Genomic DNA, 14,201 nt, shown 5'->3' on the forward strand with positions numbered 1-14,201 from the left:
TTTTACTCACTCTAGACTCAGATTTGGATCCATGCCGTGTATCTTCACTTGTATCGTTAGCTTTAAGGAGCTACATCGTGAACAACGCTCCGCAATTTCGCAGTTTTGCCGAGTTTTACCCCTATTACCTGGAAGAACACAGCAACCCCACCTGTCGGCGCCTGCACTTTGTCGGCACCAGCCTGGTAATCGCCTTGCTGGCCTTCACCATCGGCAGCGGCAAATGGCTGTTGTTGCTGGCGATCCCCTTCGCCGGCTACGGGTTTGCCTGGATCGGCCATTTCTTTTTCGAGAAGAACCGCCCCGCCACCTTCAAGCACCCGCTTTACAGCCTCATTGGTGATTTCGCCATGTACCGCGACATGCTGCGCGGCAAGGTGTCGTTCTGATTTAGGCCCACAAGGCCAGAAACGCGTCTTCAGCGGCCACTGCCTCGATTGACCGCCCGGGTAGAGTGGACTGACAGCCCCTGCCTCTGGAATGCCGATGAATCAGCTGGCCCGCTTCACGCACATGCAAGAAGGTACCGAGCAGGACTGGGCGATCATTGCCAATGATTTCAGAGCCTATGCCAGCCAGCTTGCCGAGCGGATCCTCACGCACCTGCAACTGCTCGACGGTGATTTCGGCGGTTTCCCCATCGACCGGCTCAGCCACTCCCTGCAAACCGCCACTCGCGCCTGGCGCGATGGACGTGACGAGGAATACGTGGTCTGCGCTCTGCTCCACGATATTGGCGACACCCTCGGCAGCTTCAACCACCCCGATATCGCCGCCGCCATCCTCAAGCCCTTCGTCAGCCCGGAAAACCTGTGGATGGTGGAAAAACACGGGATTTTCCAGGGTTACTACTTCTTTCATCACCTAGGCATGGACCGGCACCTGCGCGAGCAATTTCTGCCCCACCCGCAATACCAGCAGACCATCGAGTTCTGCGCCCTCTACGATGCCGCCGCCTTCGACCCGGCGTATGAAAGCCTGCCTTTGAGCTTTTTCGAGCCGATGCTCAAGCGCCTGTTCGCCCAGCCACGCCAGTCGATCTACAAGGCAGCGCTGCAAGCGATGGCAGAAGACGCCTGATTTAGCGACGTTCAGTGACGCTGAACATAACCAGTCAACGTCGATCCGATGACATGCCAGGTGCTCCAGCAACCCTGTACACTGCCGCCACTGCTTGGAGGACTCCGCAATGAGCAGCGGCTCGATACTTTCCCTGCGTCACTACCGCCACGACCTGATTGCCCACAGCCATGAACACCCGCAACTGGTGTTCGGCCTTCGCGGGCAACTGGACTTCGAGCTGGAAGGCCGTGGCGCCCGGGTTGAACGCCAAGGCCTGATGGTCGTACCGTCCGGCGCCCATCATACCTGCGGCAGTGCCTCGGGCAGTCACTGCCTGGTCCTTGATGTACCCGGCGACAACTGGCTCGACAACAGCCTGGGGGAGCACGCCCAGGCCAGCCGAAGACTGCTCGAACATCACGGCCCGCTCAGCCTGGATACCCGCCAGCAGCAACTGGTCGACTGGTTGGCCACAAGCCCGGTGAACGACCCGTTGATAGCCCAGCAAGGCGCGGTCTTGTTGCTGGCCAGCCTCAACGCGGCTCCGGTGCCTGCTCCGCTGCCCAAGCGCCTGCCTTTTGCGCGCTTCGATGCGCATATCGAACAGAACGCCGCGTACCCCTTGCAGGTGGCCGACCTCGCGCGCCTGGCCGGGTTGTCCGGCGCGCGCCTGCATGCTCGGTTTATCGCCGAAGCGGCAATGACGCCCATGGACTACATCCGCCAACGGCGGCTGCTGCAAGCACGCAAGCTGCTGGTCGAAACCGACCTTGCGATCGGTGAAATCGCCAACCGGGTTGGCTACAGCTCGCAAAGCGCATTCTCTGCCGCCATGCTCAAGGCCTTTGGTTGTGCACCCCGGACACTACGCCAAGAGTCTGGCGACAACTGACGCGAGGACCGCGACAGACAGCCACCTGCACGGCTTCGTACACTGGCCGGGCTGTCTTGCCTACCACAAGGATCACCATGAACCACCGCACTGCCCTTGGCGCCCTGCATATCGGCGCGCTGTTCTTCGGCCTGACTGGCGTTTTCGGCAAACTGGCCCAGGCGGCGCCGTCCGTCATCGTGTTTGGCCGCGCGGCTTTTGCGGTGTTGGCGCTCGGCCTGTTCGCCCGCCTGATGCAAAAAGGCTGGCAACCGCTGCAAGGCCAGGACTGGCGTCGACTGCTGTTGGGGGGCGTGCTGCTGGCCGGGCACTGGGTGAGTTTCTTCATTGCGGTAAAAGTTGCCGGTGTTGCCATTGCCACCCTGGGCTTTGCCAGCTTTCCGGCATTCACAGTGATCCTTGAAGGGCTGCTGTTTCGCGAGCGGATTCGTAGCAACGAAATCATCCTGGTGCTGTTGGTCAGCATCGGCCTGGTGCTGGTCACTCCGGATTTCGACCTGGCCAGCCAGGCCACCGGCGGCCTGCTCTGGGCTTTGTTGTCAGGCTTGCTGTTCTCGTTGCTGTCGCTGACCAACCGCGCCTCCAGCGGCCGCATTCCGGCAGTTCAGGCGGCGCTGTGCCAGAACGCGGTGGTTGCCCTGTGCCTGCTGCCGGCGGCCGCCCCGGCACTGGCCGATGTAGCAGCCATGGACTGGTTATGGATTGGCTTGCTGGGGGTGTTCTGTACGGGCGTCGCCCATAGCCTGTTCGTTGCCAGCCTTGCCGTGATCAAGGCGCGTACCGCCGCGGTGGTGTTTGCCCTTGAGCCGGTCTACGGCATTGCCATGGCCTGGCTGATCTTTGCCGAAATCCCGACCCTGCGCATGCTCCTGGGCGGCGTTCTGATCATTCTTGCCATTATTGTTTCCAGCCGCATGGCGGCTGGCAATCAGGGAGCCAAGACAGTTGCAGTCGAAAGCTGAAGCTCAGGAGCGGTCGTTGTGCCCAAGGTCGCGCTGCGGATCGATCTGGTCACGCACCCGTTGCTTGAGCACCTTGGCCTCCGGAAAGCCGCCATCGGCCTTGCGCTCCCAGATCTGCACGCCGTCGCAGGTAACACGGAAAATACCGCCGGTAGCAGGCTCCAGGGCCACTCGCGCCAGGTCATCACCGAACGTGCTGAGTAACTCCTGGGCCAGCCAGGCGGCACGCAGCAGCCACTGGCACTGGGTGCAATAGGTAATGACAATTTCAGCTTTGTGGACATTCATGGGGAAAGGACTCCTGACGGACGGGCGCGCTTATACTAGCGGTCTTTTGCCTTAGCTCCGAGAGCCATGATGCGCCGCTTGCTGTTGAGTTTGTTGTTGACCGTCATCGCCATGCCCCTGCTGGCCGCCGAGCCACCACGTCCGAAAATCGGCCTGGTACTCTCCGGCGGCGCGGCCCGGGGGCTTGCTCATATCGGCGTGCTCAAGGCCCTGGAGGAACAGGGCATCAAGATCGATGCGATTGCCGGCACCAGCATGGGCGCGGTGGTCGGGGGCCTGTATGCCTCTGGCTACAAGGTCGATGAACTGGAGCGCCTGGCCCTGGAAATCGACTGGCGCCAGGCGTTGTCGGATGCACCGCCGCGCAAGGATGTGCCGTTCCGGCGCAAGCAGGACGACCGCGATTTCCTGGTGAAACAGAAGCTCAGTTTCCGCGATGACGGCAGCCTTGGCCTGCCGCTGGGGGTGATTCAGGGGCAGAACCTGGCGCTGCTGCTCGAAAGCTTGCTCGCGCATACCAGTGACACCCGTGACTTCGACAAGCTGGCAATCCCCTTTCGCGCCGTGGCCACCGACATCGCCAGCGGCGAAAAAGTCGTGTTCAGTCGCGGGCACCTGCCTCAGGTGATTCGCGCCAGCATGTCGATTCCCGCCGTATTCGCACCGGTCGAGCTCGATGGCCGACTGCTGGTCGATGGCGGCATGGTCGACAACATTCCACTGGATGTTGCCCGCGAGATGGGCGTCGATGTCGCCATCGTGGTCGACATCGGTTCGCCGCTGCGCAACCGCAAGCAACTGGCAACGGTGGTCGACGTGCTCAATCAGTCGATTACCCTGATGACCCGGCGCAATTCCGAAGAGCAACTGGCACAACTGCATCGCGACGACATTCTGATCCAGCCGCCGCTGGCCAGTTTTGGCGTCACCGATTTCGGCCGCGCCCAGGAAATGATTGATGCAGGTTACCGCGCTGCCCAGGCACTGGACCTGCGCCTGGCAGCCCTCAAGCGCCCCGACAACACCGATGCCGAGCTGGATGTCGCGCGCTCGCCGAGCCAGCGCACCCCCGTCATTAATGCGATCAGGATCGAGAACGACTCGAAAGTCAGCGACGACGTGATCCGCTACTACATTCGCCAGCCCATCGGCGAACCCCTGGAGCTGGGGCGCCTGCAGACCGACATGGGCACCCTGTACGGCCTCGACTACTTCGACCGGGTGCAATACCGGGTGGTGCACAAGGGCAAGGAAAACACCCTGGTCATCAACGCCCGTGGCCGCCGCGGCGGTACTGACTATTTGCGCCTCGGCTTGAACCTGTCAGACGACCTGCAGGGCGACAGCGCTTTCAATATAGGCGCCAGCTACCGCGTAAACGGTATCAATGAGCTGGGCGCCGAGTGGCTGACGCGGGCACAGATTGGCGATCAGCAGGAGCTGTACAGCGAGTTCTACCAACCCCTGGATGCCGGCTCGCGCTACTTTGTTGCGCCCTATCTGGACCTGGGTTCACAGAATATCGAGGCTACCCTGGAAGACGATCCGGTCGCCGAATACCGCCTTGAACGCTACGGTTTCGGCTTGAACCTGGGACGCCAGATCGGCAACAGCGGTGAGGTACGTTTCGGGGTGGGCCAGGCTTGGGGCAAGGCCGACGTGCGCATCGGCGACCAGGACCTGCCGAGCTTCAGCTTCAACGAAGGCTTCTACGAGCTCAAATACTCCTTCGACACCCTGGATAACGTCTACTTCCCCCACAACGGTGAAGACATCAACCTGATCATGCGCCAGTACGACGAAGGCCTGGGCTCCGACCAACGCTACCGGCAGTGGGCGTTCAAGCTCGACAAGGCCTTGAGCAGCGGCCCGAATACCTGGGTGCTGGGCGGACAATACGGACGCACCCTGGATGACGCCGAAGTGGTCACCTCAAGCTTCGTGCTGGGAGGCGCCAGGCAACTGTCCGGTTTCCGCCAGGACTCGGTATCCGGACAGAACGTCAGCCTGATGCGCATGGTCTACTACCGTCGGCTGACCCCGCGCGCCTACCTGCCCCTCGACTTCCCGTTGTACCTGGGCGGGTCACTGGAGCGCGGGCGTGCCTGGAACAACGACAACGAGTTCGACAGTGGCTACATCAATGCAGCCAGTGTCTTCATCGGCTTCGAGACGCCACTGGGGCCACTGAACTTCAGTTACGGGACCAACAGCGAGCACCAGCAGGCGTTGTACCTGAACCTCGGAAACACGTTCTGAGGTCGCTCAGGACTTTTCCAGGTTGGCCAGAATACGTGCGTGAACCTTCATGCACACGCGCAGTTCTTCTTCGTCGACGCCTTCGAAGAGCTCGATGCGCAAGGCATTGGCAATGGTTTCAATCTGCTCGATCAATGGTTTGGCCGGGGGGCACAGGAGGATTTTCTTTGCCCTGCGGTCTTCCAGCACCGCCTGACGACGTACCAGCCCCTGGGACTCAAGGCTGTCGAGCAGACGTGCCAGGGTCGGGCCTTCGACGCCGACGCTCTGGGCCAGCTCACGCTGGGTAGGTGCCTCTTCGAAACGAGCCAGGTGCAGCAGCACCAGCCAGCGAGCCTGGGAAAGGTTGAGCCCGGCCAGGCGGCGGTCCAGTTCGGCGCGCCAGCCTCGTGACATATGGGCCAGCTGCATTCCGAAGCGGTGTTGATCGGTCAACGGCATAGAAAACTCATCATCAGAACTAATTATTAGTCAGCTAACCATGCTCCTGCGCATCAGGCAAGACTCATCCGGACGAGATCCGGCTGACAATCGTTATAAATGATGACAGATGGCCGCTTACATCCCGAATTCCGCGGCCAGCGCAGCCCGCACGCAGTACAGCACCCCTTCCGGCACACGGCTGCCAAACTGCTCGGCAATCGCCGAAACTGGCGGCAGTTCACCCTCACCATCGAGGAAGGCATCCTGAACCTCGCCGAGCAGGTCTTCTGGCAAGTCCAGCGCCTGCTCGAGGGACAGCTGCTGGCGGCCGATGGCTTCGGCAAGCATGCTGTAGACGTTCTTCTCGCTGCAGTTGAGCTGCCCGGCGATTTGCGCCGGGGTCATGCCGGCGCGGGCCAGGCTGGTCAGCTCGTGACGCAGGTCGGCGACCTGTGGCGGGGCCTCGGCCGCACCGCCCAGCACGTCGAGGAACGCTTCGCCGTAGCGCTCAAGCTTGCGCGCACCGACGCCACTGACCTGGGCCATTTCACTGAGGCTGGTCGGCTGGCTGCGCAGCATTTCCAGCAACGTCGAATCGGGGAAAATGACGTAAGGGGGTACGCCGTGTTCCTCGGCCAGTTTGCGCCGCAACGCACGCAGCGCTTCCCATTGTTCTCGCTCGTCGCCACGCACCAGCTGGCTGGCCGGGCTGCCACCGCTGCCACTGCTTTTGCTGCTGGTCTGCGGCTTTAGGTCACGGCGCAACTCCAGGCTCACCTCGCCACGCAACAAGGGCCGACAGGTATCGGACAGGCGCAAGCCGCCATAACCTTCAAGGTCGATATCGGCGAGGCCTCGCGCCACCAGCTGACGGAACAACGAACGCCAGTCACCTTCGGACCGGGCTTTGCCAACACCGTATACGGCAAGTTTTTCGTGGCCGAAATTACGAATCTTCTCGTTATCGCGGCCGAGCAACACGTCCACCAGGTGCCCGACACCATAGCGCTGACCGGTGCGGTACACCGCCGACAGCGCCTGACGGGCAGGCTCGGTGGCATCCCAGGTCTGTACGCCATCGATGCAGTTGTCACAGTGCCCGCAGGGTTGCGGCAATTCTTCGTCGAAGTAATTGAGCAGTGTCTGCCGACGGCAGCGGGTTTCTTCACACAGCGCGAGCATGGCATCTAGCTTGTGCTGCTCGACGCGCTTGTGCCGCTCATCGCCTTCGGAGTTTTGCAGCATCTGCTTGAGCATCACCATGTCCTGCAGGCCGTACGCCATCCAGGCATCGGCCGGCAGGCCATCGCGGCCCGCTCGACCGGTTTCCTGGTAATAGGCTTCCAGTGACTTGGGCAGGTCAAGGTGAGCGACAAAGCGCACGTTGGGCTTGTCGATGCCCATGCCGAAGGCAATCGTGGCCACCATGATCAGACCTTCCTCATTGAGGAAGCGGCGCTGATTGGCGGCGCGGGTCTCTGCCGGCAGGCCGGCGTGATAAGGCAGCGCCGGGTACCCCTGCTCACACAGGTAGGCCGCAACATCGTCGACTTTCTTGCGCGACAGGCAATAGACGATGCCGGCGTTGCCGCGGCGCTCGCTGAGGAATGCCAGCAACTGCTTGCGTGGCTGCTCCTTGGGCACAATGCGGTAGAAGATGTTCGGCCGGTCGAAACTGGACAGAAAACGCTCGGCGTTCTGCAAATGCAGCCGGGTGACGATCTCTTCGCGGGTACGCATGTCCGCGGTAGCGGTCAGGGCGATGCGCGGTACCTGGGGGAACAGCTCGGCCAGTTGCCCCAATTGCAGGTACTCGGGCCTGAAGTCATGGCCCCATTGCGATACGCAGTGGGCTTCGTCGATGGCAAACAGGGCGATATCCAGCGTGCGCAGGAAGTCCAGCATGCGCGGTTGCACCAGGCGTTCCGGTGCTAGGTAGAGCATCTTGACCTCGCCGCGACGGATCCGTCCGGCAAGGTCACGTTGCTGCTCGGCGCTCAGGGTGGAGTTCAGCGATGCCGCCGCCACGCCCAGCTCGTCGAGTGTCGCCACCTGGTCTTCCATCAGCGCGATCAGTGGTGATACCACCACTGCCAGCCCCGGGCGCAGCAGCGCCGGTACCTGGAAGCACAGGGACTTGCCGCCGCCGGTGGGCATCAGCACCAGCGCATCGCCACCTTTGGCTACGCATTCGATAATCGCCCCTTGGCGACCCCGAAAGCTGTCGTAGCCGAAGATGTCCTTGAGGACGCGCTGAGCCTGTTCGAGCATAAAAACTCCATAAATCGCAGAACCATCCTGGCCACAGGCTGGATGAAAACCTTCCCCGCCACACCCCAAAATGCGTAAGCGGCTTTTACCAGGCCGGGCGTTTGCCCATGGCCAGGTACAAAAGCCGGGCAGTATACCCGAGCACCGCCTCGTGCAGGGCGCTCTGCGATAGGCGTCATCCTTTGCCTCGCCAGGGCTGCAAGATGCTAGAATTCGCTCATCGTTTATTCCCAAGGTAGCCCTGTAATGTCCTTCGCCGAGCAATTGAACCGCCTGCAAGCCTTCCTCGACGCCGACGAGCTGCACGAAGAAGCGCTGGACTACGTTGCCGCCCACGGCTACCTGACCGCTTTGTCGATTGGTACCGAGGCGGTTCCCGAGCGCGAATGGATCGAAGCCCTGTTCGCCGAAGAGCCTCATTACAAGGACGACGCCCAGCGTCAGGAGATCGAAGCCACGCTGATCCAGCTCAAGGCGCACATCGCCCGCCAGCTGGCCAGCGACGAGGAATTCGAACTGCCTTGCGACCTGGACCTGGGCGACGAGCCGGACGATTCCGACCTGCGCGGCTGGTGCATCGGCTTCATGGAAGGCGTGTTCATGCGTGAAGAGGCCTGGTTCGAAACGGCCGAGGAAGAAGTCAGCGAGATGCTGCTGCCGATCATGGTCGGTTCCGGCCTGTTCGACGAACAGCCTGAATTCGCCGACATCGCCAGCGATGCCAACCTGATGGACGACATGATCGTGCAGATTCCAGAAGCCCTGACCGCGCTGTACCTGTTGCAGCACGCGCCAGACGAAAAGCCTGCACCTGCACTGCTCAAACCGCGCCACCACTGAGTTTGCTGCGGTGCGCTACCTGCTGCTGGCCATCGGCTGGCTCAGCGTCGCGCTCGGGGTGATCGGCATCTTTCTACCGGTGCTGCCGACCACCCCGTTCCTGTTGCTGGCAGCGGCCTGCTTTGCCCGCAGCTCCCCACGCTTCCACGACTGGCTGGTCTACCATCCCAGGCTGGGACCGTGGATTCGCGACTACCTGAGCGGCGAAGGCATTCCGCTCAAAGGCAAGGTGTATGCAATCGGGCTGATGTGGCTGAGCATCGGTTTTTCCTGCTACCTGGTGCCTCTGCCTTGGGCACGCGGCTTCATGCTGACCAGCGCGGTGCTGGTAACCATCTACATCTTGCGCCAGAAAACCTTGCGTCGACCGTCCTGACAGAGTCTTCCGGCGTCCCGGTAAATTCGGCAATCCCACCTCGTAGGCGCCAGGCTTGCCGGCGAACCAGGCACTGCGGTGCCCCTGGTGCACCGCGTCATCGTTTTTCGCGGGCAAGCCACGCTCCTACAGGTTGGGGTGCATCGCAGACCTGTAGGAGCGGATTTATCCGCAAATGGGAACAGCGCTAAACCGTATCTACCTTCAGTGAATGATCATTGAGCATGCCGTTGATGATCGTCGCCGTGTCCTGCCCCGCCGCAATCACACCGCCCGCCCCCGCCGTCACACCGTAGTGCTGGGCCAGATCGACACCGGCAAGGTCGATGGTCTGGGTCGGTGCCGCACCGGCCACCGCACTCACTTCAATGGTCGAGACCACGCCGGGGCCACTGCCGGTCACTTTGAAGTGCAGGTAATCATCCAGCGATGCCGAGGTCGCGTTCTCACCCTGCAGCAATTGCGACAGGTCCAGACGGTCGGTGCCCGGGGTGAAGTCAGTCACCCGGTCATGTCCGCTATTGCCCTGTTGCCAGAGGAAGGTATCGGCGCCCGTCCCGCCAGACAGGGTGTTGTTACCCGGCCCGCCGATCAGCACATCATCGCCGCCACCGCCATTCAGGGTGTCATTGCCCTTGCCGCCGACCAGCAGGTTGGCGTTGCTGTCGCCGGTCAACGTGTCGTTATAGTCCGAGCCGATGAGGTTTTCGATCGAGTTCAGCGTATCGGTTCCGGCACCGCCAGTATTCTGAGGCCCGGTCAGGTTCAGGTTGACCGTTACCGCGCCTGGCGCACTGGCATAGCTGGCGGTATCGATCCCTGCCCCGCCGTCGAGCAGGTCGTTACCCAGGCCACCGATCAGCAGGTCGTTGCCGTTACCACCGTGCAGCACATCATCGGCATTGCCGCCCACCAGCACATCGTTGCCGTCGCCACCGTTGAGCGTTGTCGCAGTATTGGCGGCTACCAGGACATCATCGTGGCTGGTACCAGTCAGTGTGTCGCCTGCCTGATAGGTGATGTCTACAGCGCCCGTGCCGCTACCTCCGTGTCCATCGCTCACGCCGTAGCTACCGTTGTACTGCGGGGTGCTGTCCTGCGCGCCAGCGTAGTTGATGCTCATGTTCAACTGGTAGTTCTCGGCAGCGTTGGCATTGCCGCCACTGAGATTGGTCTGGTTCTGCAGGTGGATGGTATAGACGCCATCATGGCTGGCGGTGAAGCTGTCACCGTCGGCAATGCTCTGGAAGCTACCGTTGGCATCTTTCCACTCCATCAACAGGTTGTTTTTGGCCTGGAGATCGTGATTGAGCGTCAGTGTTTCTCCCTGCTTGAGGGTGACCGTGATGAGGTCCTCGTCATTGGCACTGGTATTACTTACCGCCCCCAGATAGCCGCTGACAATCAACGCCGCCGTCATTGACCCCGAAGTCCCGGTGAACGAACTGCGCGAAAGGTTCAGCAACTGGTTGGACGCCGTGTTGGCATTGGTACCGGTAAAGGAGACAGTTGGCGTCGAGTTGCCCACCGTGAAGTCGGCCCCACGGACGGCCCAGCCGGTACTGAAGGTGATTGGCGAAGCATTCAGCGAATCATTGTTGGCATCACTGTCGTTGGCCAGCAATGCTTCGGCCGGCACGGTGATTTTGCTCGACAGCAGGTTGGTGATGACGTGGTCGGCACCGGCCAACGGGTTGGCGTTGGCGTAGACGTTGACCACCAGCGTCGCACTGGAAGTGTCGCCGTCATTGTCACTGACCACAAAGCCGATCTGCTCGACCTTGCCGCTACCGGAGTCCTTGGGCGGTGTGTAGGTGAACTCGCCCGTGTCCATGTCAACCACGATGCTGCCACCGAGCGCCGTTTTCACGGTGATGCTGTTGGTGACTGTATCGAAGGTGCCACGGTCCGCAGCACCACTGGTGGCATAGGAGCCGGCACCGGACTTGCCCAGTGGATCGAAGGTGTAGGTAGTGCCGTCAATCACCAGTGACTTGATGAAGCCGCCATCGGCACCAAACTCGCCGCCACTCATCAGGCTGCCGGTGACTGGCGCGCCCTGTACGGTACCGGTGAGCACTGAGTTGAGCTGGTTGAGGTCGGTGACAATATTGGCGTTGGTGTTGGTATGAGTGCTGCCGTCATACGCCAGCGGGTTCAGGTTCTCGGCGTTGACACCTGTGCCCAGACCGATTGCATACGACTTGATGCCGTTGGCATCGAGGAATGCCTTCCACGCGGCTTCATCGGTTGCATCAATCCCTTGAGCATTGGTCGATGGCTCACCGTCCGAGAAGAAGTAGCCGACATTCTGCGCACCGGTCAGCTTGCCGCTGGTGTTGAACGCCGATTGCGCGCCCGACACAGCGGCATCGTAGTTGGTACCACCACCCGCGCTGAGGCCGGCAACGATGTTCTTGGCATCGGCTACCGACACCCAGCTGGTTTCTTTCACCGAGGCGTTGGAGCTGAAGGTGACGATCTGTACCTTGACATCACCCATGTCGTCGTACTTGTCGAGCAGCGCACTGATCGCTTGCTTGGCGAGCTGCAAACGAGTCAACCCGGTGACACCGGACGGGTCGTTCATGCTGCCGGACACATCGATGGTCAGCAGCAGGTTGGAGTCGACCTGGCCTGGTGTGACCGAGCGTTCAGCGCCTACCGCCGACGGTACGTCGTCGATGATGTTCACATCGATGGTGGCTGTTTTGCTACTGCCATCGGCATCGGTTGCCGTGACAGTGATCGCCTCGTTGAGGCTGTTGGTACTGTTGCCCGCCGGATGGGTTTCACTGTCCTTGAGCGTGTAGGTGTAGCTGACCACACCGGTGCTTGGGTTGTAGCCGGTGATGGTCAGCGAATTGCCCATCGGCGTCACACCCGTTTGCGGGACACCATTGGCCACCCCGTTACTGACCAGGGTGATGCTGCCGACCGTCAGGGTCTGCAGGCCATCAGGCGCCGTCACGGTAAAACTCCCCGATCGGGTCAGTGCCGACTCATCCGGGCTGGTACCGTCACTGAGGTTCTTCTCGTAGACAATCAACTCACCACCCTTGACGTCAAGACCGTCAATGGACACAGGGTGATCCACGCTGCTGACGTTAAGGGTCAAGGTCGCCTTGCTGACGTCACCGTCGGCGTCCTTGAGGGTATAGGTGAAGTTCTCCACACCGCTACCGCCACCATGCAGGTTGATGAAGTCCGGGTCGCTGGTGTTCAGCGTGTAGGTGTAGGTGCCATCGGCGGCCAGTACCAGGGTGCCGTAGGTACCGGTGAAGGTGCCCGCCGTGATCGGGCCGCTCGCGATACGGTCTGCACCCTGGATGTCGTTGGTCAGCACGTTGCCAGTCAACGTGAGGTGCGCTTCGGTGGCGTTCACAGCGTTGGTGTCGTTAACCGCTGTCGGCACATCATCGACAATGTTGATGTCCGCCGATGCCTTGGCCGTACTGCCGTCCTTGTCGACGGCTACGACTTCCAGGCTCTCAACCAAGGTGTTGGTGCCGTTGGCATTCGGATGCGTTTCGTTGTTCAGCAAGGTGTAGCTGGCCGTCACCACACCGGTGACCGGGTCGAAGCTGTGGATGGTCAGCAGGTTGCCAAACGGTGTCGTCCAGGGGGTCGAGAAGTCGCTGACCACACCGTTGCTGACGATGGTCATGCCGCCAATGGTCAACGATTGCAGGCCATCCGGGGCGACCACGGTGAAGGTCCCGCCCGAGGTCAGTGCCCCTTGGTTCGGGCTGCTGCCGTCGCTGAGGTTCTTCTCGTAGAACGTCAGCTCACCGCCGCAAATGTCCAGGCCGTGGATCACTACCGGGTCGTTGATATTGGTGACGTTGAATTTCAGGGTCGCGTTGCTGGTGTCGCCATCGGCATCGTTGAGGGTGTAGGTGAAGACTTCGACGCCGTTACCGCCGCCGTGCAGGTTGATGAAGTCCGGATCGCTGGTGTTCAGCGTGTAGGTGTAGGTGCCGTCGGCGGCCAGCACCAGGGTGCCGTAGGTGCCGGTGAAGGTGCCTGCGGTGATCGGGCCGCTGGCGATACGGTCAGCGCCCTGGATGTCGTTGGTCAGCACGTTGCCAGTCAACGTGAGGTGCGCTTCGGTGGCGTTCACAGCGTTGGTGTCGTTAACCGCTGTCGGCACATCATCGACAATGTTGATGTCCGCCGATGCCTTGGCCGTACTGCCGTCCTTGTCGACGGCTACGACTTCCAGGCTCTCAACCAAGGTGTTGGTGCCGTTGGCATTCGGATGCGTTTCGTTGTTCAGCAAGGTGTAGCTGGCCGTCACCACACCGGTGACCGGGTCGAAGCTGTGGATGGTCAGCAGGTTGCCAAACGGTGTCGTCCAGGGGGTCGAGAAGTCGCTGACCACACCGTTGCTGACGATGGTCATGCCGCCAATGGGCAACGAGTGCAGGCCATCCGGGGCGACCACGGTGAAGGTCCCGCCCGAGGTCAGTGCCCCTTGGTTCGGGCTGCTGCCGTCGCTGAGGTTCTTCTCGTAGAACGTCAGCTCACCGCCGCAAATGTCCAGGCCGTGGATCACTACCGGGTCGTTGATATTGGTGACGTTGAATTTCAGGGTCGCGTTGCTGGTGTCGCCATCGGCATCGTTGAGGGTGTAGGTGAAGACTTCGACGCCGTTACCGCCGCCGTGCAGGTTGATGAAGTCCGGATCGCTGGTGTTCAGCGTGTAGGTGTAGGTGCCGTCGGCGGCCAGCACCAGGGTGCCGTAGGTGCCGGTGAAGGTGCCTGCGGTGATCGGGCCGCTGGCGATACGGTCAGCGCCCTGGATGTCGTTGGTCAGCACGTTGCC

11 protein-coding genes are annotated in these 14,201 nt (G+C 61.4%); 7 read left to right on the top strand and 4 right to left on the bottom strand.

Annotated elements, in window-relative coordinates; all coding sequences use genetic code 11:
• The first annotated feature begins 77 nt into the window (after positions 1-77).
• From I5S59_RS08820 to I5S59_RS08835, 4 genes are all read left to right on the top strand, one after another.
• Positions 78-389 (top strand): Mpo1-like protein, encoded by a 312-nt coding sequence (locus I5S59_RS08820; RefSeq protein WP_197876258.1) that lies wholly within the window; start codon positions 78-80, stop codon positions 387-389.
• 97 nt (positions 390-486) lie between these two features.
• On the top strand, positions 487-1,080 hold the full coding sequence (locus I5S59_RS08825) for an HD domain-containing protein (protein ID WP_197876259.1): 594 nt from the start codon (positions 487-489) through the stop codon (positions 1,078-1,080).
• Between the two features lie 109 nt (positions 1,081-1,189).
• Entirely contained in the window at positions 1,190-1,954 is a 765-nt protein-coding gene (locus tag I5S59_RS08830; RefSeq protein WP_197876260.1) for a helix-turn-helix transcriptional regulator, read from the top strand.
• A gap of 77 nt (positions 1,955-2,031) precedes the next feature.
• A complete protein-coding gene (locus I5S59_RS08835; RefSeq protein ID WP_197876261.1) occupies positions 2,032-2,916 on the top strand; it encodes a DMT family transporter in 885 nt (294 codons plus the stop codon).
• Positions 2,917-2,919: 3 nt separating this feature from the next.
• On the opposite strand, the gene I5S59_RS08840 is transcribed toward I5S59_RS08835, so the two are convergent.
• Positions 2,920-3,204, bottom strand: coding sequence for a SelT/SelW/SelH family protein (locus tag I5S59_RS08840; RefSeq protein ID WP_197876262.1), 285 nt, complete (start codon positions 3,202-3,204; stop codon positions 2,920-2,922).
• A 69-nt stretch (positions 3,205-3,273) separates the two neighbouring features.
• Here I5S59_RS08840 and I5S59_RS08845 point away from each other — a divergent pair, with 69 nt between their 5' ends.
• A complete protein-coding gene (locus I5S59_RS08845) occupies positions 3,274-5,463 on the top strand; it encodes a patatin-like phospholipase family protein (protein WP_197876263.1) in 2,190 nt (729 codons plus the stop codon).
• Positions 5,464-5,469: 6 nt separating this feature from the next.
• Here the strand turns inward: I5S59_RS08845 and I5S59_RS08850 are convergent, their stop codons facing one another.
• Both I5S59_RS08850 and recQ read right to left on the bottom strand, forming a co-directional pair.
• The gene (locus tag I5S59_RS08850; protein ID WP_128324253.1) at positions 5,470-5,904 is read right to left on the bottom strand and encodes a MarR family transcriptional regulator; all 435 of its coding nucleotides are present in this window, start codon (positions 5,902-5,904) and stop codon (positions 5,470-5,472) included.
• 117 nt (positions 5,905-6,021) lie between these two features.
• Positions 6,022-8,157, bottom strand: coding sequence for a DNA helicase RecQ (gene recQ, locus I5S59_RS08855; RefSeq protein ID WP_197876264.1), 2,136 nt, complete (start codon positions 8,155-8,157; stop codon positions 6,022-6,024).
• A 246-nt stretch (positions 8,158-8,403) separates the two neighbouring features.
• Here recQ and I5S59_RS08860 point away from each other — a divergent pair, with 246 nt between their 5' ends.
• Together I5S59_RS08860 and I5S59_RS08865 are read left to right on the top strand one after the other, a co-directional pair.
• Positions 8,404-8,997, top strand: coding sequence for a YecA family protein (locus I5S59_RS08860; protein WP_128324251.1), 594 nt, complete (start codon positions 8,404-8,406; stop codon positions 8,995-8,997).
• Positions 8,969-9,373, top strand: coding sequence for a YbaN family protein (locus I5S59_RS08865; RefSeq protein ID WP_164897272.1), 405 nt, complete (start codon positions 8,969-8,971; stop codon positions 9,371-9,373). The genes I5S59_RS08860 and I5S59_RS08865 overlap by 29 nt, the downstream gene beginning before the upstream one ends.
• 187 nt (positions 9,374-9,560) lie before the next feature.
• On the opposite strand, the gene I5S59_RS08870 is transcribed toward I5S59_RS08865, so the two are convergent.
• Positions 9,561-14,201: beta strand repeat-containing protein (locus tag I5S59_RS08870; RefSeq protein WP_197876265.1), on the bottom strand; the 4,641-nt coding region annotated here is incomplete at its 5' end.

Origin of the sequence: Pseudomonas alkylphenolica, assembly GCF_016009175.1 — a bacterium.
In the GTDB taxonomy this organism is placed as follows: domain Bacteria; phylum Pseudomonadota; class Gammaproteobacteria; order Pseudomonadales; family Pseudomonadaceae; genus Aquipseudomonas; species Aquipseudomonas alkylphenolica_B.

Bases quoted from the DNA above. Each gene is read 5' to 3' on its own strand.
- I5S59_RS08845 (WP_197876263.1), top strand. From the start codon at position 3,274: ATGCGCCGCTTGCTGTTGAGTTTGTTGTTGACCGTCATCGCCATGCCC.
- I5S59_RS08860 (WP_128324251.1), top strand. From the start codon at position 8,404: ATGTCCTTCGCCGAGCAATTGAACCGCCTGCAAGCCTTCCTCGACGCC.
- I5S59_RS08835 (WP_197876261.1), top strand. From the start codon at position 2,032: ATGAACCACCGCACTGCCCTTGGCGCCCTGCATATCGGCGCGCTGTTC.
- I5S59_RS08840 (WP_197876262.1), bottom strand. From the start codon at position 3,204: ATGAATGTCCACAAAGCTGAAATTGTCATTACCTATTGCACCCAGTGC.
- I5S59_RS08850 (WP_128324253.1), bottom strand. From the start codon at position 5,904: ATGCCGTTGACCGATCAACACCGCTTCGGAATGCAGCTGGCCCATATG.
- I5S59_RS08825 (WP_197876259.1), top strand. From the start codon at position 487: ATGAATCAGCTGGCCCGCTTCACGCACATGCAAGAAGGTACCGAGCAG.
- recQ (WP_197876264.1), bottom strand. From the start codon at position 8,157: ATGCTCGAACAGGCTCAGCGCGTCCTCAAGGACATCTTCGGCTACGAC.
- I5S59_RS08830 (WP_197876260.1), top strand. From the start codon at position 1,190: ATGAGCAGCGGCTCGATACTTTCCCTGCGTCACTACCGCCACGACCTG.